At 59.4% G+C, this 22862-nt stretch carries 13 protein-coding genes and 1 tRNA gene; 5 read left to right on the top strand and 9 right to left on the bottom strand.

The window, feature by feature from the left end:
• The 7 genes from ALP40_RS19560 to ALP40_RS19585 all read right to left on the bottom strand — a co-directional run bounded on the left by ALP40_RS19560 (position 1) and on the right by ALP40_RS19585 (position 6512).
• Positions 1 to 1023, bottom strand: a complete 1023-nt coding sequence (locus ALP40_RS19560) for an ABC transporter permease (protein WP_181113332.1) — start codon at positions 1021 to 1023, stop codon at positions 1 to 3.
• Positions 1023 to 2087 (bottom strand): microcin C ABC transporter permease YejB, encoded by a 1065-nt coding sequence (locus tag ALP40_RS19565; protein ID WP_122209838.1) that lies wholly within the window; start codon positions 2085 to 2087, stop codon positions 1023 to 1025. Before ALP40_RS19565 ends, ALP40_RS19560 begins: the two co-directional genes overlap by 1 nt.
• Positions 2088 to 3950 carry an extracellular solute-binding protein gene (locus ALP40_RS19570; RefSeq protein WP_122209839.1) on the bottom strand — a complete coding sequence of 621 codons (1863 nt, stop codon included), beginning with the start codon at positions 3948 to 3950 and terminating at the stop codon, positions 2088 to 2090.
• A 211-nt stretch (positions 3951 to 4161) separates the two neighbouring features.
• A complete protein-coding gene (locus ALP40_RS19575; RefSeq protein ID WP_122209840.1) occupies positions 4162 to 4443 on the bottom strand; it encodes a peptidylprolyl isomerase in 282 nt (93 codons plus the stop codon).
• A gap of 83 nt (positions 4444 to 4526) precedes the next feature.
• Complete coding sequence (locus tag ALP40_RS19580; RefSeq protein ID WP_122209841.1) at positions 4527 to 5609, bottom strand: 3-deoxy-7-phosphoheptulonate synthase; 1083 nt, start codon at positions 5607 to 5609, stop codon at positions 4527 to 4529.
• 328 nt (positions 5610 to 5937) lie between these two features.
• A complete protein-coding gene (locus tag ALP40_RS25605) occupies positions 5938 to 6084 on the bottom strand; it encodes a hypothetical protein (protein WP_181113322.1) in 147 nt (48 codons plus the stop codon).
• A 197-nt stretch (positions 6085 to 6281) separates the two neighbouring features.
• Positions 6282 to 6512 (bottom strand): DNA-binding protein, encoded by a 231-nt coding sequence (locus tag ALP40_RS19585; RefSeq protein ID WP_122209842.1) that lies wholly within the window; start codon positions 6510 to 6512, stop codon positions 6282 to 6284.
• An 82-nt stretch (positions 6513 to 6594) separates the two neighbouring features.
• On the opposite strand from ALP40_RS19585, the gene ALP40_RS19590 reads away from it, so the two are divergent.
• From ALP40_RS19590 to ALP40_RS19610, 5 genes are all read left to right on the top strand, one after another.
• Positions 6595 to 6954, top strand: coding sequence for a helix-turn-helix domain-containing protein (locus ALP40_RS19590; RefSeq protein WP_122209843.1), 360 nt, complete (start codon positions 6595 to 6597; stop codon positions 6952 to 6954).
• Between the two features lie 255 nt (positions 6955 to 7209).
• On the top strand, positions 7210 to 7854 hold the full coding sequence (gene uvrY / locus ALP40_RS19595; protein WP_181113319.1) for a UvrY/SirA/GacA family response regulator transcription factor: 645 nt from the start codon (positions 7210 to 7212) through the stop codon (positions 7852 to 7854).
• A 2-nt stretch (positions 7855 to 7856) separates the two neighbouring features.
• Positions 7857 to 9680, top strand: a complete 1824-nt coding sequence (gene uvrC, locus ALP40_RS19600; protein ID WP_122209845.1) for an excinuclease ABC subunit UvrC — start codon at positions 7857 to 7859, stop codon at positions 9678 to 9680.
• 32 nt (positions 9681 to 9712) lie between these two features.
• Positions 9713 to 10273, top strand: a complete 561-nt coding sequence (pgsA, locus tag ALP40_RS19605; RefSeq protein ID WP_122209846.1) for a CDP-diacylglycerol--glycerol-3-phosphate 3-phosphatidyltransferase — start codon at positions 9713 to 9715, stop codon at positions 10271 to 10273.
• Positions 10274 to 10339: 66 nt separating this feature from the next.
• Positions 10340 to 10415, top strand: a tRNA-Gly gene (locus ALP40_RS19610).
• A 269-nt stretch (positions 10416 to 10684) separates the two neighbouring features.
• Here ALP40_RS19610 and ALP40_RS19615 read toward each other — a convergent pair.
• Together ALP40_RS19615 and ALP40_RS19620 are read right to left on the bottom strand one after the other, a co-directional pair.
• Positions 10685 to 11845: an FAD-dependent monooxygenase gene (locus ALP40_RS19615; RefSeq protein ID WP_122209847.1), complete on the bottom strand. Its 1161-nt coding sequence runs from the start codon at positions 11843 to 11845 to the stop codon at positions 10685 to 10687.
• Entirely contained in the window at positions 11842 to 22428 is a 10587-nt protein-coding gene (locus tag ALP40_RS19620; protein ID WP_122209848.1) for a non-ribosomal peptide synthetase, read from the bottom strand. Before ALP40_RS19620 ends, ALP40_RS19615 begins: the two co-directional genes overlap by 4 nt.
• Positions 22429 to 22862 lie beyond the last annotated feature (434 nt).

A 22862-nucleotide genomic window follows, 5' to 3' on the forward strand; every position in this document is an offset into this window, starting at 1 on the left:
TCAGGACCTCGGGTCGAAGGCATCACGCAACGCCTCGCCAATGAACACCAGCAGCGTGAGAATCAGGGCGAGGGCAAAGAAGGCCGTCAGGCCGAGCCAGGGAGCCTGCAGGTTCTGTTTGCCTTGAGCGATCAGCTCGCCCAGCGACGCACTGCCAGCGGGCATGCCGAATCCCAGGAAGTCCAGCGCTGTCAGGGTCGAGATGGCGCCGGTAAGAATGAACGGCAGGTAGCTGAGGGTGGCATTCATGGCGTTGGGCAGGATGTGGCGAACGATGACGGTCCTGTCGCTCAGCCCGAGCGCTCGCGCGGCTTTGACGTATTCAAGATTGCGCCCGCGCAGAAACTCGGCGCGTACCACGTCGACCAGCGTCAGCCAGGAAAACAGCGCCATGATGCCCAGCAACCACCAGAAGTCCGGTTCGACAAAGCCTGACAGGATGATCAGCAGGTACAGCACCGGCAGGCCTGACCAGACCTCCAGCAGGCGCTGACCGAGCAGGTCCACCCAGCCGCCGTAGTAACCCTGAAGCGCACCCGCCGTGATGCCGATCAGTGCACTGATGAAGGTCAGGGCCAGAGCAAACAGGATCGATACCCGCGCCCCGAAAATGACTCTGGCCATGACATCGCGGGCCTGATCATCGGTGCCCAGCCAATTGGTGGCGGACGGCGGGCTCGGCGCCGGGATGGTCAACTCGTAGTTGGGCGTGTCGTCGCTGAACGGTATCGGGGGGAAGAGCATCCAGCCGTCGCCCTTGTCGATCAGTGCATGTACGTAGTCACTGCGGTAGTCCGGCTGGAACGGCAATTCGCCGCCGAACTGCTGCTCGGTGTAACGCTTGAATACCGGGAAATACAACGAGTGCTGATAGCTGACAACCAGTGGCTTGTCATTGGCGATCAGCTCGCCGCCCAGCGTGAGGGCGAAGAGGGCGCAGAACAGCCACAGCGACCACCAGCCGCGGCGGTTGCTACGAAAACGTTCAAGCCGACGCCGGGCCAGGGGAGAAAGGCTGCGCATCATGCCGTCCTCGCGCTGAAATCGATTCTGGGGTCGACGAGGGTGTAGCAGACATCACCGACCAATTTGATCAGCAGCCCGAACAGGGTAAAGATGAACAGCGAGCCGAATACCACCGGGTAATCCCGTGAAACGGCGGCTTCGTAACTCATGCGGCCCAGCCCGTCGAGGGAGAAAATGACCTCGATCAGCAGCGATCCTGCGAAGAAAACGCTGATAAACGCCTGAGGGATGCCAGATACCACCAGCAGCATCGCGTTGCGAAACACATGCCCGTACAGCACGCGTTGCTCGCTCATGCCCTTGGCTCTGGCGGTGACCACGTATTGCCGTGTGATCTCGTTGAGAAAGGAATGTTTGGTCAGCAGGGTCAGGGACGCAAAGCCGCCGATGACTAGGGCTGAAACGGGTAGCACCAGATGCCAGAAGTAATCGGCGATCTTGCCCAGCGTTGATAACTGGTCGAAGTTGTCCGACACCAGTCCCCGAACCGGGAACCAGCTCAGGGAAGTGCCTCCGCAGAAGACCACGATCAACAGCATGGCGAACAGAAAGGCCGGTGTGGCGTAACCGATGATGATCGCCGTGCTGCTCCAGATGTCGAACTGGCTGCCATGCTTGACGGCCTTGCGAATGCCCAGCGGGATCGACACCAGGTAGGTCAGCAGCGTCGCCCATAGCCCGAGGGAAATGGACACCGGCATTTTCTGCAGAATCAGGTCCGTGACGGTCGTACCACGAAAAAAGCTGTTGCCGAAGTCCAGTTGCGCATAGTTCTTGAGCATAAGCCACAGCCGTTCATGCAGCGGTTTGTCGAAACCGTACTGGCGCTCGATCTCCTTGATCAGCTTCGGGTCCAGCCCTCGGGACGCTCTGGACTGCCCCGCACCCGCCGATTCGGTCGCACTGGCGCCCGCCGTGGTGCCGCCGATGCCCTGCAGGCGGGCGATGGCCTGCTCGACAGGGCCTCCCGGCGCTGCCTGAACGATAAAGAAGTTGACCAGCAAAATGCACAGCAATGTGGGGATGATCAGCAGCAGACGCCGCAGAATGTAGCCGAGCATCTACTTCATCTCCGAAACAAGGGCTGAAGCACCGCGCTTGGCTGCGAATTGCTCATTGGTCAGCGGTGTCGGACTGACCTCCCACCAGGTTTCGATGGCTTCGTTGTTGCTGGCCTGGATTTTTGGAATCCCGAAACGGTTCCACCACACGGTCGAAGAACCCGGCGGGTAATAGTTGGGAATCCAGTAATAATTCCACTGCAGCACCCGATCCAGGCAGTGCGCGTAGTCCGTCATTGTCTGCTTGTTGTCAGCCTTGAGCAGGCCCGCGATCAGCGCGTCCACGGCCGGATCCTGCAACGCCATGTAGTTGCTCGACCCAGGGTCCATTGCCACTTTGGAGCCGAAGCTGTTGTACAACTCCGAACCCGGCGAGGTGGACACCGGGTAACCGGTGACGATCATGTCGTAGTCACGGGCCATGACCCGGTTCAGGTACTGAGCAGCGTCTATCCGTCGAATGTCGAAGTGGATGCCGATCTGCGCCAGATTGCGCTTGTAAGGCAGCAGCATGCGTTCGAACCCGGTCTGGCCGTTGAGAAAGGTAAAGCTGAAAGGCTGGCCCTGAGCATTCACCAGCTCGTCGCCCTTGGGCGTCCAGCCGGCTTCTTTCATCAGGGCCAGCGCTTGCAACTGCTTGTCGCGGATGAAACCAGTGCCGTCGGTCTTGGGGGTCTTGTAGACCGTGTCGAAGACTTGGTCGGGCACCTGACCGCGCAACGGCTCAAGAATCTTGAGTTCTGCGGGCGTTGGCAACGCAGTGGCCGCCAGGTCGGAATTGGAAAAGTAGCTGTCCTGACGGATGTACAGATTGCGCATCATCTGCCGGTTGGTCCATTCGAAATCCCAGAGCAGCGACAGCGCCTGACGCACCCTGCGGTCCTGAAACATCGGTCGGCTCAGATTGAACACGAAGCCCTGCGAACTCTGTATCGCGCCTTTGGCCAGGTGCGCTTTCTGCAATCTCCCGTCGCTCAACTGTGGGCTGTCGTAACGGATCGAATAGCCGGTGGCGGAGAACTCCCGGTTGTAGTCGTAGGCACCGCCCTTGAGTACTTGGCGTGCAACATCGATGTCGCCAAAGTATTCGATGCTGAACGTGTCGAAGTTGTACAGACCACGGCTGACCGGCAGATCCACGCCCCACCAGTCGGGGTTGCGCTTGAACGTGATGGTGCGCCCCGGATCGACGTGCGCGATTGTGTACGGGCCGCTGCCGGGTGGCACTTCGAAGCCTGCGCCGCTGGCGAAATCGCGAGTTTTCCACCAGTGCTCGGGAAACACCGGCAGCGAGGCGAGGTCAAGGGGCAGCGTACGGCTGTCGGTGTGTTTGAAGTCGAAACGAATCCGGGTGGGCGATTCCACTTCCAGGCCTTTGACTGCCTCGAACTGGGTGCGGTACTGCATGCTGCCTTGGGTCATCAGCAGCTCATAGGTGTATTTCACATCCTCGGCGGTAATGGCTGTTCCGTCGGCAAAGCGCGCCTTAGGGTTGAGGTAGAAGCGCAAGGACAGCCCATCGACGCTGCGCTCCATCTTTTCGGCCACCAGCCCGTAAACGGTGTAAGGCTCGTCCATCGAGCGAACCGCCAGCGGCGAGTACAGCATGCCATTGATCTGAGACACGCCCATGCCTTTGTCGGTGAACGGCATCAGGTGATCGAATTGGCCAATTTCGATAGCCGAGCGACGCATGCTGCCGCCTTTCGGGGCCTCGGGGTTCACGTAATCGAAATGTTTGAAGTCGGCGGGGTAGCGCGCAGCCTCGCCGTAGACAGTGAGGGCGTGTTGCGGTGCGGCGAACAGGGAGCAAGAAGCCAGGGCCAGCGTTACCGCGAGCAGTGAAGAAAAAGCAAAACGCATTACTCGAATCCCGATTGACCGTAGAAGCGCCCGGCGTCGCATAGCAGACAGCGGTATCTTCTACAGATAAATGCACGATTCGCCAAGCTGACCGCAACCCGTCGTGGCGGTCCGGGAGTGACTTGAGGCCATTGGTGCAACAAGCGACAAACAAAAACGGCCCATCCGAAGATGAGCCGTTCAGTGACCGATGTGTGACCGGGCGACAGGATCAGTCCTGGCGGCTGGTCACTTCCAGCAAGTGGTAGCCGAACTGAGTCTTGACCGGACCTTGAACGGTGTTGACCGGAGCGCTGAACACGACAGTGTCGAATTCCTTGACCATCTGGCCTGGACCGAACGAACCCAGATCACCGCCTTGACGGCTGGACGGGCAGGTGGAGTTGGCTTTGGCAACTTCAGCGAAATCAGCGCCGCCTTCGATCTGCGTCTTCAGTTCGTTGCACTTGTCTTCGCTCGAAACAAGGATGTGGCGGGCAGTGGCTTTAGCCATGACGGAAAATCTCCTGTTTAAAAAAAGAAATAGCCTACCGGAATCAGTGCGGCATTTCCCGACAAAGTTCCTCTGCGTTGCCGTTATCTGTAACGCAACCGATCAACCGCCCGGCGCAGCAACTGCTCCGTTCCCGTCCAGCCCAGGCAGCCATCGGTCACTGAGACGCCGTATTCCAGTGTTCCGCTCAAGGGTTGGCAGCCATCGAACAGATGACTTTCGATCATCATGCCGATCAGCGAGGTGTCGCCTTGTAAACGCTGATCCAGCACGTTGTCGAACACCTGAGGCTGGCGCAGCGGGTCCTTGCCACTGTTGGCGTGGCTGCAATCGACCATGATACGTGCCGCAATCCGGTTCTTCGCCAGGCTGGTCTGGACCTTGGCAATGCTCTGGCTGTCGTGATTGGGGCCGCCGTGCCCGCCGCGCAACACAATATGCGTGTCCGGATTGCCCTGAGTCTCGATGATGGCCGGGTTGCCGTGGCTGTCCATGCCGAAATGACGATGCGGGTGAGCCGCCGAGCGGATAGCGTCACTGGCAACCGCCACGCCGCCGTCCGTACCATTCTTGAAGCCGACCGCCATAGGCAGGCCGCTGGCCATTTCCCGATGAATCTGCGACTCGGTGGTGCGTGCACCGATGGCGACCCAACTGAGCAGGTCGTCGAAATAGCCAGCGGCCATTGGCTGAAGGATTTCCGTGGCAACAGGCAGGCCCATGTACAGCATTTCGCGCATCAGTTCCCGCGAGAGCTTGAGCCCCACCGCCATATCATCGCTGCCATCCAGGCGAGGGTCGTAGGCCAGGCCTTTCCAGCCGATCGTCGTGCGGGGCTTCTCGACGTAGGCGCGCATCACCAGCAGCATCTGGTCGCTGACCTCGGCAGCCAGATTGGCCAGGCGTTCTGCGTACTCGAGTGCCGATTGCGGATCGTGGAGAGAACAGGGGCCGACGATGACCAGCAGGCGCGTGTCATCACCTTCAAGAATGGCCCTGACAGCGCGGCGATGGGCGGATACCTGTTCAGTCAGAGAGGTGCTTAGCGGCAGGCTGGCCTTGAGTTCAAGCGCACTGGGCAGGCGGGTCGATACGGGTGTTCTGTGCGGCAGCGTGATCGAGTGGCTGGACAGATCGGACGGGTTTACGGCAACGGACGAATTCATGGTCTGGCTTCCTGGGCTGGCGGGTGGTGTTCCCGCTCAGAGCCCTACTGGGGTGTTCGACAAAGGGCCGGTTCGGCCATGAGTGTGCAATTGCCACCGGGCAGTGACCGATCGGAGGCGGCAGGCTGTCCCGAACGGAGGCGGCTAAATCGCCAGGCGAAGTCGATGTCGTTGCGGTAATAAGTGGCGTTGTTCATGTCGTGTTCCTCGATTCGATTCAATGTGATTTTTTTGAAGGCCTTAAAAAACAAAACCCCCGGTCGGGTAGCCGACCGGGGGTAGAGAATTCTCTGGTTGGCGTCCCCTTGGAGTGGGCGCCGGATGGGTATCAGGCGCGCCAGTGGCTAAACCAATACCCGTAATAAGCGTTGAGCTGGAGATGCCCTGTGGCCGATGCAGCCTGTACAGCCACACCGTTCGCCGAGCGACGAGCGCTGGCCTGGGCGATGACCTGTGTTGGGGCTGATGTCAGCATGGTGTATCTCCGTTGAATGAGCAGGAGCTTACTTCAGGCAAGGCCGCCGATTCAATTGGAAAATTCAATTAACAGGATTAGGAAAGCCGCTGCCGTAGAGCTGCTGACAAAAACTGTCGGAAAAAGCTGTTTCGTCAGTCCGCCTGTGCCATTGGACGACAAGGAATTGGATTGATCGATACTCGGAAAAAATTTCTTCAATCGGTCGCCGGCTCAGACTCTTCGTGCTCGGAAGGAATGCTGCCGATCTTCATTCCCAGCAAAACCGCCACTTTATGCGCTTCGCCACGTTTCCCCTTCTTGCGTCCTGCCAGCACTTGGTAGGTCGTTGCAGGATCAATGCTGTTCTCCCGAGCGAATTCTTGAACAGATTTACCCTGTTGTTCGAGCCAGGCCTTGGCTTGTGCAGCAGTACGTATTCCGGGCATAGTTCAAAACCGTTCAAATCAGTTTAATTTTAGCTGGATTCTACCATTCGTAAGGATGGGGTCAACAGGGTTATGCATTCAAATGAGTGGAATTGGGTACCGACTAAGAAAAGAAAGAGAACGTCTGGGGCTGTCTCAGCGTGCCTTCGGTGAAATCGGTGGTGTGGAAGCGAACGCTCAAGGGAAGTATGAAAGTGGCGATCGTGCCCCCAAGGCCGACTACCTGGCCGCGGTAGCAGCCAAAGGTGTCGATGTACTCTACGTGCTGACCGGGACGCCCACACCGATCCCGGTCGACAACCTCAGTGTTGCCGAAGAAAAGGTGCTAGGCAGCTACCGTGTGCTTGACAAGGAAGACCAGGATGCGATCAGGCGACTGACCACAACGATGGCGGAACTGTCTGCCTCCTACACGACGACTGACAAGCCGTCCGACAGTTGAAGGCGTCGGGTTTCCTGCCGGCATGTCTCGTATCGCGGGCTTTATTGTCTGCGTATAAGGTGCCAGTGGCGGTTGAAAGGGGCCGGCGCGGTGTTGATCAGGCCAGCTCAATCGCGGGCGCATGCCAGGCGGCGCATGGCTCTGGTGTGCACGCTGAAAGGGTTTATGCGAAAACGGTAACATCCCCTAGGTCTGGCTCGCCGTTTTTTGTTATGGTGAATGGCATTCGTTATGACCGTTGCGCGAGGTGTCTGCTTGATTAGGGTGCTAGTTGTCGATGACCATGATCTTGTTCGGACAGGCATCACACGCATGTTGGCCGATATAGACGGTCTGCAGGTGGTCGGACAGGCTGATTCCGGCGAAGAAGCCTTGAAGAAGGCGCGGGAATTCAAGCCCGATGTCGTCCTCATGGACGTCAAGATGCCGGGCATTGGTGGTCTTGAGGCCACTCGCAAGTTATTGCGCAGTCACCCGGACATCAAGGTTGTGGCCGTCACCGTGTGTGAGGAGGACCCGTTTCCGACTCGCCTGCTCCAGGCTGGAGCGGCCGGTTACATGACCAAAGGTGCAGGCCTTGCCGAAATGGTCCAGGCGATTCGTCTGGTCTTTGCCGGTCAGCGCTACATCAGTCCGCAGATCGCTCAGCAGTTGGCGCTGAAGTCCTTTCAGCCACAGGTCAACAATTCGCCGTTCGACCTGTTGTCCGAACGTGAAATCCAGATAGCGCTCATGATTGCCGGTTGTCAGAAGGTCCAGACCATCTCCGACAAATTGTGCCTGTCGCCAAAAACCGTGAACACTTACCGCTACCGAATCTTTGAAAAGCTTTCCATCAGCAGTGATGTCGAATTGGCGTTACTGGCAGTTCGTCACGGCATGGTGGACGCCAGCGCCTGAACATGAACCAGACTTTTGATCCAAGTGCTTTCCTGGCGACCTGCAGCGGTCGTCCGGGCGTTTATCGCATGTTCGATGCAGAAGCGAAGCTTTTGTACGTCGGCAAAGCCAAGAACCTGAAGAAGCGCCTTGCCAGCTATTTCCGCAAGACCGGGCATGCACCCAAGACGGGCGCGTTGGTGGCCCGCATTGCGCAGATCGAAACCACCATCACGGGCAATGAAACCGAAGCCTTGTTGCTTGAGCAGACGCTGATCAAGGAATGGCGGCCGCCTTACAACATTCTTCTGCGTGATGATAAGTCGTACCCGTATGTCTTCCTTTCAGATGGCAAGTTTCCGCGCCTGAGCATTCATCGTGGCGCCAAGAAAGCCAAAGGCCGTTACTTCGGGCCTTACCCCAGCGCAGGTGCCATCCGGGAAAGTCTGAGCCTGCTGCAGAAGACGTTCCTGGTGCGTCAGTGTGAGGATAGCTATTTCAAGAACCGTAATCGGCCTTGCCTTCAGTACCAGATCAAGCGTTGCAAGGGGCCTTGCGTCGACCTGGTCGAGCCTGAGGTTTACGCCGAAGACGTCCGTCACTCCGTGATGTTCCTCGAAGGGCGCAGCAATGCGTTGAGCGATGAGTTGAACGCTGCGATGGAAAAGGCAGCAATGGCCCTCGATTTCGAGCGAGCGGCCGAGCTCCGTGATCAGGTTGCATTGCTGCGTCGGGTGCAGGATCAGCAGAGCATGGAAGGCGGTACAGGCGACGTCGATGTGGTGGCCGCCTTCGTCAATCCGGGCGGCGCCTGTGTGCATCTGATCTCCGTACGCGGCGGTCGGGTGCTGGGCAGCAAGAATTTCTTCCCGCAGGTGGGGATTGAAGAGGAGGTTGGCGAAGTGATGTCAGCCTTCCTGGCCCAGTACTTTCTTGGCGGTGTTGATCGCGAACTGCCCAGCGAAGTCATCGTCAATGTCGTCAATGAAGATTTTCCGGCCCTGATCGACGCAATCGAAGAGTCGCGTGGTCGTGAAATGACCATCAGTCATCGCGTTCGCGGCACCCGTGCCCGCTGGCAACAACTGGCCGTGACCAATGCCGAACAGGCTTTGGCCGCGCGCCTTGCCAATCGTCAGCACGTAGCATCGCGCTTCGAGGCGCTGGCCAAGGTGCTGAACCTTGACGAACCACCGGTGCGCCTCGAATGCTATGACATCAGCCACTCGAGTGGTGAAGCAACCGTGGCGTCCTGTGTGGTGTTCGGGCCGGAAGGGCCGATCAAGTCGGACTATCGCCGGTTCAACATTGAGGGCGTCACGGCAGGCGACGATTATGCGGCGATGCATCAGGCCCTGACCCGGCGTTACAGCCGGATCAAGGACGGGGAGGGCAAATTGCCTGACGTTCTGCTCGTGGACGGCGGTAAAGGACAGATGGCGATGGCCCGTGACGTGCTTAACGAACTGGCCATACCTGACCTGATCCTGCTCGGCGTTGCCAAGGGCACCACGCGCAAGGCCGGTTTCGAGACGCTTTACCTGAATGATGCGGCCCACGAGTTCACGTTGCCTGGCGATTCACCGGCGTTGCACCTCATCCAGCAGATTCGCGACGAGGCCCACCGTTTTGCAATCACCGGACACCGTGCCCGACGCGGCAAGACCCGCCGCACGTCGACGCTTGAAGGCGTTGCAGGGGTGGGGCCGACACGGCGTCGTGACCTGCTCAAACACTTCGGTGGCTTGCAGGAATTGTCCCGTGCAAGCATCGATGAAATAGCAAAAGCACCGGGAATCAGTAAAAAGCTGGCAGAGTCGATTTATGCAAACCTGCACAGCGAGTAGAATGCCCGCTCACCTCGTAGCCAGTTGTGCCGATGAATATCCCTAATCTGATTACCGTACTACGCGTTTTACTGATTCCGATCTTCATTTTGTTGTTCTACATGCCCTATCACTGGAGCTACATGGCCGCCAGCGCGGTGTTCGCTTTTGCAGCGGCGACCGACTGGCTGGATGGGTATCTGGCACGTCGTCTGGAGCAGAGCACGCCGTTCGGGGCGTTTCTCGACCCGGTAGCCGACAAGCTCATGGTGGCCGTTGCCCTGGTATTACTGGTCCAGGCCCATGCGAACTTGTGGCTGACGTTGCCGGCAGCGGTGATCATCGGTCGCGAAATCGTCATTTCAGCGCTGCGTGAGTGGATGGCCGAAATCGGTGCCAGGGCTCAGGTGGCCGTGTCGAACATGGGCAAATGGAAAACGGCGGCTCAAATGCTGGCGCTGGTGATCCTGCTGGGCAACCCTCCGGCGGTCACGTTCTGGGTCATTTTGGGCTACGCGTTGCTGCTGGTGGCAGCGGGGCTGACATTGTGGTCGATGGTCCAATACCTGAGGGCTGCCTGGCCGCACTTGAAGACCACGGCTGAAAAGAAATAAGTTTTTGAATCAAGGGCTTGACGGGAATATTTGAAACGCTAGAATGGCGCCCGTCAACACGACAATGCGGGAATAGCTCAGTTGGTAGAGCACGACCTTGCCAAGGTCGGGGTCGCGAGTTCGAGTCTCGTTTCCCGCTCCAAATATGGCATTAAAGAGCCTTACAGCTCTTTACATGCAGCTTTTAACGAAGCAAACCGAAAAGGACCTCAGGGTCCTTTTTTCGTTACTGCCTTTCCACACATTGTCATCACCATGTCCCGCAGTGGCCAGTGCAGCAACAAGCCTCCGGTATCGCCTGCAACTATTCGTCAGCGCGATCCCCATCTCTTTGCCGTGCGACTGTCCAGCATTTGATGCAGGCATTTCGGCGACGGCCACGCTGCTTGTGCGTAACCGTTGCCGCTCACCTCACGTGCTGGGCCTGAACGACAGAATGTCGATATTCTTCTTGCGCAGGCTGCTCTGGGGCGTCAGGCGCATGTACCAGTCGCGAACCCAGCAGGCCACATTCGACTCCGCCTGTTCGATGCCGCTCATGAAGCGCGCCGCGTTGACGATTCCGTTGGCGCGAGGATGTCGATACGCCTCGTACTCTGTCAGTGCGGTGCGCAGGTCGGACGTTCTTGCCAGGCGGTCAGCCAGCACGACGGCGTCTTCAATGGCTTGCGCCGCCCCTTGACCGAGGCTGGGCAACATCGGATGAGCCGCATCCCCCAGCAACGCCACATGTCCGTCGCAGAACTGCTCTACCGGCTGACGATCCCTGGCATGCATTTTCAATATGATGTCCTCGGGTGTCGCCTCGATGGCGGCGCTGACTTCCGGTGCCCAGCCGGCATAGGCATCGAGCACTTCCTGTTTATTGATGCTCAGGGCGTCCTGCGCAGCGTTTTCACGGTTGCAGGTTGCCCACCAATACGCACGGCCGTCGCCCACGTCACAGAGCCCGAAGCGCTTGCCACGTCCCCAGTAGTGGGCCACATAGCCTTCGGTCATCACCGGATGGCTGAAGGGCGTAACGGCCAGCCAGGCGACATAGCCTGAGGATCGTATGGGTGTTTCGCCCAGCATCTGTCGGCGGATCACCGAATTGAGGCCGTCTGCACCAATCAGCAGGTCAGCCTCAAGAAGGCTGTCGTCTTCGAAACGCACCGTCACGCCTTGAGTGTGGTTGAGATAACCTGTGCAGCGCACGCCCGTTATCAGCGTGTCGGGCGCAAGTTGCTGCGCCAGCGCACGCAGCAGCAAGGGTCTCTGGATGCTGATACTGGGGTGGCCCAGTTGCTCGCCGATCTCATGAATCGGGATGCTGGCAATGGGGGCGCCGCCCGGTTTCTTGAAAAAGAACTGGCGAATTTCCTGACCGGCCTCTTCGATAGGAACATGGGCACCGATGGATTTCAGCGCTGCCATCGCATTGGCCATGATCGACAGGCCGGTGCCGCCGGTGCGTAGCGTTTCAGCCGCTTCGAAGACTTTGACCTGCCATCCCGCACGTTGCAGCGCAATGGCCACCGTCAGGCCGCCGACGCCGGCACCCGCCACGATGGCTGTTCTGAGTTGCGTCATACTGTTTTCACCTGTGTCGAGCCCTTCAAGGCTGACGGAGCTGTCGATGCGGCTCCGTTGCCGGGTTTTACGGTCAGCGCCGCATCCATCTGCGACCTAATGAAGGTGCCAACCCGTTGGATATGCGGTTCGCGCATCATGGTCAGGTGGTCGCCCTCAACGGCGATGCGCTGTACCCGAGGGGAAAGGGCGCGCCATCCTCGGTACGGATCGCCAAAGGCGGTACCCACCATTTCATGCGGGCCTTGCAGGACATCGGGCAGTTCTACGTCGGCGGCGAATAGCGTCACGGGCAAGTCTCGCGGCGGGAAGCTGTAGTCCAGCATCCCTTGCCAGTTGGCGTGGAACACGCTGAACAACTGGTCCAGGGCCGTTACGGTGATGGTTTCATCGAAAATGCCCAGATTGATGCCGTGCTGTCGGATCGCCGCGAAAGCCTGCGAATCGCTCGAGGAGGAGAAATCCAGCGCCTTATAGTCGTAATCCTTCTGACCATCGCCGCTGAGCAATTCCCACATGAACCAGTTGATGAACTCGGAGCGTTCTATCTCCACCTGGCCTTGATTGAGACGCACGATGGTGTCGAGTAGGAATACGTTATGCACCAGCCGTCCGCGACGCTGCAACTCGCTCCCCAGCTCATACGCCACCACGCCACCATACGACCAGCCACCGATATTCAGCGGACCTTGCGGCACCACCTGCTCGATGGCATCCGCGTAGTACGTCGCCTGGTCGAGCACCGACGCGATCGGAGCCCGGGCATCCCAGGTTCCCGGCGCCTGGAGCGCATGGAGATTGACTTGATCTTTCAGCACGCGGGCCAGGGCGGCATAGCACAGCACGTGGCCGCCGATAGGGTGGACCATAAACACCGCAGGCTTGCCTGCGGCGTTCTTGAAATCCACCAGCGCCCCGGTCGCGCCGTGTCCGGCTTCGGTTCCTTGCAGGACCTGAGCGAATTCGGCGATGGTCGGTGCCTGAATGAAGTCGGACAACGAAGGCTCCAGGCCTTGATGCATGACCAGTTTCGCGACCAGTTGCACCGCCTTGAGCGAGTTGCCGCCCACCTCGAAGAAGTTGTCATGGACGCTGATGTCTTCCAGGCCCAGAGCTTCCTGCCAATAAGCCTGCAATAGGTCCTCTGTGGCGTTTCGAGGCGCGGTGAAGGGCCGCAGCAGGGTGTTTTCAATCACTACCTTTTGTAGCTGCAGACGGTCGATCTTGCCCGTGGGACCCAGCGGCAGTTGTTCGATGCTGACCAGTGTGCTGGGCACCATGTAATCGGGCAGCGCCAGGCGCATCTCTGCCTTGAGTTGATCCAGATCCGGCGTGCGTCCCGGCATGGCCTGTACAAAGCCCACCAGATAACGGCTGCCATCGTTTGCGGGCTTGTCGATAACGGCGACTTGCCGAATGTCGGCGCCGAAACGGGCGGAGCCCAGCATCGCGACCTCGATCTCGCCCAGCTCGACGCGATAGCCGCGAATCTTGACTTGCGCATCACCACGGCCCTGATAGACCAGATCTCCCCACGGCAGGTAAAACCCTATGTCTCCAGTTTCGTAAAGCCTGCAGGTCTGGCCTTCCAGTTGCCGATAGACAAAGCGCTCGTCGGTGAGATCGGATCGATCCCAATAACCGTTTGCCAGGCAAGGGCCTTCGATGAACAGTTCACCGATGACGCCCACCTGGCAGGCATTGCCTGCCGCGTCCAGAACATGCAGGCGCACGCCGTCTATCGGGGTGCCGATGGACGGCATGTTCGGCCAGGTGTCGGTGGCGCCTTCAAGCTTCAGGCGTGTGGCCACATGGGTTTCGGTCGGCCCGTAGTGGTTTTCCACCTGACAGGCTTCAAGTCCATCGATCAGGTTGCGGATTTCACTGGTGATCTTGAGCTGTTCACCCGCCACGTTGATCCGGCGCAGCGACAGGGGAACGATCCCCAATTGCATGGCCACTTCAGCCAGTCCCTGAAAGGCGACATAGGGCAGGAACAGACGATTGATCTGCTGCACATCAATCAACTTCAACAGCTGAATGAAGTCATAGCGCAACGCTTCCTCAATCATTACCAGCTCAGCGCCACAGGTCAGGGTCGAGAGTATTTCCTGGAACGATACGTCGAACGAGATGGATGAGTATTGCAGCGTTTTCAACGAGACGGCCGGATCGATGTCCTGAGCCTGTTCGCGGTTCTGCCACAGGATCAGATGGGTCAAGGCACGGTGCGGCATGGCCACGCCTTTGGGACGACCTGTTGAGCCCGACGTGTACAGCACATACGCGTTGTCGTCGGCTTCAATGCCCGCCGCGAGTACAGCGACCCGTTCATGGGCGCGCCTTGTATCGGTGTCGAATCCTGCGACCACGCTGTCCCAGTGGCGGCTGTGTGTCTGCTCCGCCAGCGACGTGGCCAGATGCTCGGAGGCGTCGGCGAACAGCACCAGGCTGGGCTGAGAATCGTCGAGAATCAGCCGGATGCGATCAGGCGGGAAGCTCAGATCGATGGGCACGTAGGCGGCCCCGGATTGTATGACCCCGAGCAGAGCGACGATCAGCTCGGGCGAGCGGGGCATCATGATCGCCACCCGGTCGCCCTGACCGATGTTGTGTCGATGCAGCCAGCTTGTCATCTGCGCGCTGGCGTCGCTTAGTTGGCGGTACGACCATCGGGTCTCGCCGAAACTCAAGGCGGTTTTTGCGTCATGGCGGGCGAAGCTGTCCCGCAACAGACTCGCCAGGTTGCCATGAGCCGCTGTGACGCCCGGAACTGGCGAGGGCTGCTCAAGAACAGGTGACCATGCGGGTATGCAAGGGCCGGCCTGGGGGGCTTCCATCATTAATGCCAGTGTGCGCAGCAGGTACTCGGTGTACGCCTCGACCTGGCTCTCGGCGACGCGTGCCGTGCGGTAGTCCATCTTCAACATCAGCGAACCATTGGCCGGATGACGACCCAGGGTGGTCAGCAGGTCATAGTTGCTGGCTTCGGTCGTTTCCCAGTCAATGAGGATGTCCTCGTGCTGCGCCAGCACGTCCTTGAGCACATAGAAATCGACATAATTGAACACCACGTTCAGCGCTACGTCGGTTTCGCGGTGGATCAAGGCGAACGGATAACGCCGATGCGTGAAGACCGCTTGTTCCTGGGTAATCGATGCACGGACCAGTTCAATCCAGCTCTTGCCCAGCGTGTTGAAGCGCACAGGCAGCGTGTTGAGAAAAAGGCCCAGAACCGAGGCTGTGTCTTCAAACTCCGGCCGACCGTGGCTGATGACGCCGCACAGCACTTCTTTCTGGTTGGACATGATGGCTTGGGCAAAGCCGTGAGCGGTCAGCAAGACCGAGCGTAACGGCAGGTCCTGCGCCTGGCAGAACGCCTCAAGCCGGGCCAGGTCGGCGGCCGGCAGTTCACGGTAGGCCGTGCGGTGCGGAACCGGATCGGGCGCAACCGCATGAGCCCAACTGGTCATCGACGCAGCGGGCGCTTCACGCAAGTATTCGCTCCAGAACAGGCGATGTTCGTCCGCTGCCATCGCCTCCCGCTCCAGGGCGACGAAGTCGGCTGGCGTGGTGGACAAAGCGGGCAAAGAGGCGGTTTCCGGTGTCGATGTGTAGAGCGTGATGAGGTCGTGCATCAGCGCGGCCACGCTCCAGCCATCGAGAATGGCATGGTGGAAACTGAAAACCAGATCGATGTCGTCCTCCGCGACGAACACGCAGAACCGGTATAACGGGGCCTGATTCCATTCCTGATGAGCACGTTTGCGCTCTTCGACGTACGCGGCAACGGCCTGTGTCCGCTCGGTAGGGCTCATGGCGGTGACGTCGATGACTTGCACCGGCGACACCACCGTGGCATGCACGCGGGCCATCGGTGTTGCGGCGTGCCCCATGTCAAAGGACATGCGCAACGCCGGATGACGCCGGATCAGCACATCGCAGGCTCGCTCCCATGACGCGGCGTCCCAGCGAAGGCGCAACCGATAGCGAAAGATGTCGTGATATATCGCCGATTCGGGGTGCATCATCGAGTGGTAGATCATGCCGACCTGGAGCTGAGAAGCCGCGAACACGTCATCGAATACGCCCTCGCTGATCCGTCGAACGTCTTCTGATACCTGCGCAAAAGGCTTCACATGAGCGATAGCTTGCACAGGCAATGAGAACGCCTGCTGCGCGTTCAGTAGTTCAGCCAGTCGAGCGATGGTCGGGTTCTGGTAAATCTGCGCGAGCGTGAGCGCCATGCCTTGCTCACGCGCCCTGATCTGAAGATGGATGACCTTCAGAGAGTCGCCACCGAGCATGAAGTAGTTGTCATGAATGCCCGGCACATCTCGTTTCAGGTTGTCTTTCCAGAGCTGTGCCAGTGCTCGTTCAAGTGCCGTGCGCGGCGCTGTGGTGTCGCTGCTGCCCAAGGTCTCTGCCGGCTCGGGCAAGGCCTTGCGGTCCAGCTTGCCGTTTGCATTGAGTGGAAAGCGCTCAACCTGAATGAGATGCCTTGGCACCATATAGTCGGGAACCTGCTGGCGCAGGTGGTTTTGCAACGACTGGCTAGAAAGCTCTTGCGCATGGGTACTCACCAGATAGCCGACCAGATAGGCATCGCCTTCGGTCTCCTGGCGAGCGATCACCACGGCATCCCTGATCCCTTCGCAGGCCAGCAGTTGCGCTTCGATTTCGCCGAGCTCAATGCGCAGGCCACGGATCTTCACCTGGAAGTCGTTGCGGCCCAAGTACTCAAGTGTGCCATCGCCCAGCCAGCGGCCCAGGTCGCCTGTCCTGTAAAGACGGGATGCCGGATCATCGCTGAAGGGGTCGCTCAAGAACCGCTCCGCCGTCAGTTGCGCGCGGTTCAGATAACCCCGGGCGACTTGAACGCCGCCAATGTAAATCTCCCCCGCAACACCTGCGGGAACGGGCTGCTGGTGGACGTCGAGCAGGTAAATGCGAGTATTGGCAACCGGTCGGCCAATCGGAGTGTTGTCGGGCGTGTCGGCACCCGAGCAGTCCCATGCGGTGACGTCGATAGCCGCTTCGGTCGGGCCGTACAGGTTGTGCAGTGCAATGTCCGGCAGTTGCGCCTTGAAGCGACGCACCAGATGCCCGGGTAACGCCTCACCACTGCACAGCACGCGACGCAGGTCACTGAACCCCTCGCTGTCGCCATGCTCCAGAAAGACATCGAGCATCGACGGCACGAAGTGCATCAGGGTAATGCGCTGTTCACGAATCACCTGAGCGAGATAAGCCGGGTCCTGATGGCCGCCTGGCCGGGCCATGTGTAATTGGGCGCCGGTCAGTAGGGGCAGGAAGAACTCCCAGACCGAAACATCGAAGCTGTATGGGGTTTTTTGCAGAACACGGTCCGTTTTGTTCACCGTGTAGTGGTCACGCGCCCAAAGCAGGCGGTTGACCACGCCACGGTGCTCATTCATCACGCCCTTGGGCGTACCTGTGGAGCCGGAGGTGTACAGCACGTAGGCCAGGTGAGAGGAGGTCAGGCCCGGCACATGCGGGTTGGTCACCGATTGTCCTTGGGTTGACTGGCTGTCCAGGTCGATCACCGGAACCGATGCGCCGGATAACAGGCTCAGTGTCGCGCGTTGAACCAGGACTGCGACGGGCGCGCTGTCCTGCAGCATGTAGGCAATCCGGTCGGCAGGATAGGCCGGATCGAAGGGCACATAACCGCCGCCTGCTTTCAATATGGCCAGCAGGCCAATGACCATTGATTCGCTACGTTCGGCACAGATCGCCACGCGAGTATCGGGCTTCACGCCGATGTCGAGCAAGTGATGCGCCAGCTGGTTGGCCTGATTGTTGAGTTCGCGATAACTCAGGCGTCTTTCTCCGTGCACCACGGCGACCGCGTCTGGCGTGCGTTCGACCTGCGCTTCAAACAGCCCGTGAAGGGTTTGTTCAAGCGGGTAATCGAATTCGGTGGCGTTGAAGTCGACAAGCAGTCGATTGTGCTCCTGTTCCGGCAGCACAGACAGGCTGTGCAGGGGCGCCTGAGGTGCATGCTCCAGTGCGGCCGCCAGCCTTTCCAGCGTGACCTGCATGTAATCGCAGACACGCTGCGCGCCAATGTCGGCAATGGTCTGGGCGTTGAGAATGAAGTCTTCGCCCCGATCATCCACGTTCAGCGTCAGCAGGTAATTACTGCGTTCCTCAACGTTCAGTACGTCAATGCCCGCCCATACGGTGCCTGCCTCATGATTCAAGGCTTCGCTGTCACTGTGTCGGTAGTTGAGCAGGGCGCTGAACAGGGGCAAGTCGCCCGGCACACCGCTGCAGCGCTGCGCCAGTGCCAGCGAAGCGTGTTCATGCTCAAGCATGGCTGACAATCGGGCATGAGTGGCCTGAACGCCCGCGCGAGCGCCTTGCTGACCGACATCAATACGTATGGGCAGGGTGTTGATGAACATCCCTAGCGCCCGGTCCGTCCCCGCCGCGCCGCTCATTCGGCCTAGCAGGACCGTACCGAAGACGACGGCGTCGCGTCCCGAAAAGCCTGCCACGACCAAGGCCCAGGCCAGGTGCATCAGGCTGGCGGCACTCACCCCGGACAGCCGGGCCTGCTTGCGCAGGCGTTGGTTCAAGTCGTGATCAATGTGGTGATGCACCTCTTCGATTCCGCTTCCGTCGCCTCGTACCTGGTGAAGGCCGAGCGGCAGGGTAGGCTCGTCGATGTCGCCGAGCATGCTGCTAAAGAAGGCCTTGTGGGTTTCGATGCTGACACCCAGACGAGCCTGAGCCACGTAGTTACGGTAAGGCACCGAGGCGGGCAGTTCATGGCCTTCATGACCCATCAGCGCTCGTATTTCGTCACGCATCACATCCAGTGCCGTGTGATCGAGTACCAGGTGATGGCACAGCAGCAGCGAGACATAGCGCTGGCGAGGGGCGTCATAGGCACTGACCAGCCGCATTAGCGGGGCCTGTCTCAGGTCCAGGCGAGCATGCCGAGGGTCATGGCGTTGCTGCAATTGCGTCGAGATATCACCCTGTTCCGGATCAAGCTCAAGGGTTTCCACAGCCAGGCTTGCGTTGCGCCACACCACTTGCACCGGTTCTTCCAGCCCTTCCCACAGCAGGGAAGTACGAAGGATATCGTGGCGCTGAATCAGTTGTTGCAGTGCCTGACTGAAGGCGTCCAGACGGGCCTGGTCATGAAAGGCAAAGACTGATTTAAGGACATAGGGATCGCCGCGTTCGGCGTGAAGGTGGTGGTAAAGAATGCCTTCCTGCAGCGGAGCCAGGGCATAGATGTCCTGCACATTGGCCACACCCCCAGGGATACTGGCCGTGATCCGGTCGATGGACGTTTGATCCAGGTTCACCAATGGCAGCATGTCCGGTGTAATGCGTGCGCAGTTCTCAGGTATCAGATTGGCCGGTATGACGAGTTCGGTTACATCGCCCACGGCACGGGCCAGTGCCGCCAGGGTAGGTTGGCCGAACAGCACACGCATATCGGCGCTCAAATTGATGTGTCGCATGCGCTCGATCAGCTTGACGGCCAGCAACGAGTGGCCGCCCAGTTCGAAAAAGTAGTCGTCACGCCCCACCTGATCGATGCCTAGCAAGTCTTGCCAGATATCGGCAATCGCGCGTTCGATAGCACCTTGCGGCGCTTGGTAATCGCGGCTGACGAGCGCCGACTGATCAGGGTCGGGAAGGGCCTTGCGATCCAGTTTGCCGTTGGCCGTCAGTGGCAGAGACTCAAGACGGACATAAGCTGCGGGCACCATGTGGTCCGGCAGATGCGACTGCAAATGTTCTCGCAGTACGTTGAGGGCCACGTCACCGTTGGCCGTGAAGTACGCGACCAGACGCCGATCGCCTGCGGCGTCTTCACGGGCCATGAGCACGGCTTCCTTCACCGCCTCATGCTCGGCCAGACGGGCCTCTATCTCACCCAGCTCGATACGGAAGCCCCGGATTTTTACCTGTTCATCATTGCGTCCCAGGTACTGAAGGCTGCCGTCGGCCGACCACTGCACCAGATCGCCGCTGCGGTACAGCCGCGCGCCGGGCTGTTCGCTGAACGGGTTGGGGAGAAAGCGTTCTTCATTGAGTTCAGGCCGGTTCAAGTAGCCACGGGTTATGCCTGCGCCGCCGACATACAACTCACCGGCGACGCCCACTGGCACAGGCTCGCGTCGGGCATCCAGTACGTAAAGCTGCAAGTCCGGAATCCGCTGGCCAATCGGGCTGATACCGGCGCGATCGGCGTCGGCGGCCTGCAACGGATACCACGTCACATGCACCGTGGTTTCGGTGATGCCGTACATGTTCACCAGTTGCGTCCCGGCGTTGCCCGATCTTGCGTACCAAGGCTTGAGAGTTGCAGTGTCCAGCGCTTCTCCGCCGAAGACCACCTGCCGAAGAGAATGCGCCTGCTGGCTTTCGGCCTGCGCGGCGATCAGTTGTCGGAACGCACCGGGCGTCTGGTTGAGCACCGTGACGCCAGCCTCGCAGATCAAGGCATAGCATTGCCGGGGTGAGCGGCTGACCAGTTGCGGCACGATCAGTAACTGCCCGCCGTGAATCAGCGCGCCCCAGATTTCCCAGACCGAGAAGTCGAAAGCAAAGGAATGGAACAGCGCCCAGACATCGGTGCTGTTAAAGCCAAACCATGCATCGGTGGCCGAAAACAGACGGATCACGTTGCGATGCTCGACCTGCACGCCTTTGGGCAAACCCGTGGAACCTGAGGTGTAGATCACATACGCCAATCGGTCCGGGGTCAGGCTTGCAACGTGCGGATTCTGGGCCGGTTGTGTGCAGAGAGCGGCGGCGTCCAGATCGATGACGGGCAGTGAATCCAGTGACAGCACGTCGACCGTCGCAGCGTGCACCAGCACCGCAGCCGGGGCGCTGTCTTGCAGCAGATAGGCCAGCCGTTCGGCGGGGTAGGCGGGGTCCAGCGGCACGTAGCCCGCGCCCGCCTTGAGAATCCCCAGCAGACCGATAATCATCTGTGGCCCGCGCTCGACGCAGATTGCGACCCGATCATCCGGGCCGATGCCCCGTTCGATCAAGTGATGCGCCAACTGGTTGGCTTTGAGGTTCAGCTCGGCGTAAGTCAGCGCGTTGCCGGTGTGATCGCTGACGGCGCAGGCGTCTGGCCGGCGTTCTGCCTGTTGCTCGAAGCGGGTATGGATGAGCTCGTCTTGGGCGTACAGGGTGTCGGTGACGTTAAAGGTCTGCAGCACCTGTTGGCGTTCGGCCATCGGCATGATCGGGAAGTGCGAAACCGGTGTGTCTTGTTGTTGGACCACCTCGGCAAGCATTGAAAGAATGCGCGTCTGGATGTGCTGCACATCTTGGAGCGTGAAGAACGCCGTGTTGAAGTTGAAGTCCAGATAAACGTCTTTGTTCGGGTGATAGTCACACACGAAAATCGCCAGCGGCAGGCGCTCATACCCGTTGTATTGCGGGAACACGTCGGTCTTGCTGTCCCCGAATACCGTATCGCCGTCAAGACTCTCAAACGACAATGACAGGTCAAACAATTGCCGCCGACCTGTCTGGCCCAGTTTCAGAATCCGGTTCAGTTCGGCGATCGGAAATCGTTGATGCCGGTAGCCACGGCGCAGCCTGGCAGACGTCGTGCGCATCAGGTCCAGAAAGGAACCCTGGGGATCCACGTCGAGACGAACGGGATTCAGGGACGAGAACATTCCCGCCGTGCGCTTCTGGTAAGCCGTTGTCCGGTTGTGGACGGGCATGCCGATCACGAGGGAGTCCACGCCGGTGGTGCGGCAGAAATAGGTGCTGATGATGCTCATGAAAACATGGGCGAGTGACAGGTCTTTGCTGCTTGCAAACCGCGCCAGATCATCGAACAGAGCCCTTGGAATCATCATCTGGCTCAGCGCGCTCGGCGCTATGCACCTGTCGCCGCCTGCAACACGCGGTTGCAACAGCGGTGGCGGCAGTTCGGCATACAGATCCTGCCAGAATGCCTTGTCACGTTCGAAGCGGCTCGACGCCAGATAGGCTTGATCTTCTGCCAGAAAGGACAGATAGGCGTTCCCTTGGGGGGGATTGTGATCGTCACGCAGCAGGCCGTTGTAAGCGTCTGCTACTGCGTGAAGCAGCACATGCACCGTGACCCCGTCACAGATCAGGTGGTGGTAGCGATGCAGCCAGTAATGGCGATCCGGCCCGCAGCTCACCAGCCTGGCTTCCCACAGCACCTCGCCCAGCAGGCTGAACGGCTGACGGAAAGCCTCTTGCAGGTAAGCCTTTACGGGTTCTTCGCAAGCCTGTTCGCCCGAAAACTCGACAACGCTCAGCTTCGCTTTGACGTCGGGCAGCACACGCTGGCGTACGTTCCCACCCTGCATACTGAACACCAGGCGCAAGGACTCATGGCGATCCACGACCATCTGGAGCGCTTGCTCAAACAACGCAAGGTCCAGTTCACCCTTGATCTCAAGGACCATGCCGATGTTGTAGTAGGGCAGCTCAGGGTTCGCGATCTGGTCAAACCATATGCCTTGCTGAGGGGACGTCAGTTCGAAGTCCTGGTTTTCATCGTCGAACATTGGCAAGTCAGCGGAGGTCATGTTGGCACCTGCATTCAAGTCACCTTGGGCTTGTCGACAGCGGGCATATCGGCTGTCGACACATAGAGTAGGGGGCGGCGTCGTCTCTACGGGGAAGGCTTCAGCGGCCGAGGTCACCCGTGTGACGTACCGGCGAAGCGGATCTGCAGTCGTGCATTGAAGTCGGCGGATGCCAACGCGCAGGATCAGCCAGGACCGAAGACGATCGGTGGGCCGTTATTAGGCGTTTGCGCAGGGGATAAATCTGTACAGGAAAGTCAGGACATCCTGCTTGGTCGGTACGGCGGAGCGCGGGTATCAAGACTGCTGAGCGGTGCGCTGACTGCAGAATGAGTCAGGCCGAACCGCTTCCCTGCGGTTGCGAAGGGGCCCGTGTACGTCCTACAAGCAGACGTTTGGGCGCTCTGGTCACGTCGAGCATGGGCCTGAATAAA

The organism is Pseudomonas viridiflava (genome assembly GCF_003702045.1).
In the GTDB taxonomy this organism is placed as follows: Bacteria; Pseudomonadota; Gammaproteobacteria; order Pseudomonadales; family Pseudomonadaceae; genus Aquipseudomonas; species Aquipseudomonas viridiflava_C.

Excerpts from the sequence above, each read along its gene's own strand:
- ALP40_RS19560 (WP_181113332.1), bottom strand. The coding sequence starts at position 1,023 with ATGCGCAGCCTTTCTCCCCTGGCCCGGCGTCGGCTTGAACGTTTTCGT.
- ALP40_RS19590 (WP_122209843.1), top strand. The coding sequence starts at position 6,595 with ATGAGTGGAATTGGGTACCGACTAAGAAAAGAAAGAGAACGTCTGGGG.
- ALP40_RS19585 (WP_122209842.1), bottom strand. The coding sequence starts at position 6,512 with ATGCCCGGAATACGTACTGCTGCACAAGCCAAGGCCTGGCTCGAACAA.
- ALP40_RS19575 (WP_122209840.1), bottom strand. The coding sequence starts at position 4,443 with ATGGCTAAAGCCACTGCCCGCCACATCCTTGTTTCGAGCGAAGACAAG.
- ALP40_RS25605 (WP_181113322.1), bottom strand. The coding sequence starts at position 6,084 with ATGCTGACATCAGCCCCAACACAGGTCATCGCCCAGGCCAGCGCTCGT.
- uvrC (WP_122209845.1), top strand. The coding sequence starts at position 7,857 with ATGAACCAGACTTTTGATCCAAGTGCTTTCCTGGCGACCTGCAGCGGT.
- ALP40_RS19565 (WP_122209838.1), bottom strand. The coding sequence starts at position 2,087 with ATGCTCGGCTACATTCTGCGGCGTCTGCTGCTGATCATCCCCACATTG.
- ALP40_RS19620 (WP_122209848.1), bottom strand. The coding sequence starts at position 22,428 with ATGACCTCCGCTGACTTGCCAATGTTCGACGATGAAAACCAGGACTTC.
- ALP40_RS19570 (WP_122209839.1), bottom strand. The coding sequence starts at position 3,950 with ATGCGTTTTGCTTTTTCTTCACTGCTCGCGGTAACGCTGGCCCTGGCT.
- ALP40_RS19615 (WP_122209847.1), bottom strand. The coding sequence starts at position 11,845 with ATGACGCAACTCAGAACAGCCATCGTGGCGGGTGCCGGCGTCGGCGGC.
- pgsA (WP_122209846.1), top strand. The coding sequence starts at position 9,713 with ATGAATATCCCTAATCTGATTACCGTACTACGCGTTTTACTGATTCCG.
- ALP40_RS19580 (WP_122209841.1), bottom strand. The coding sequence starts at position 5,609 with ATGAATTCGTCCGTTGCCGTAAACCCGTCCGATCTGTCCAGCCACTCG.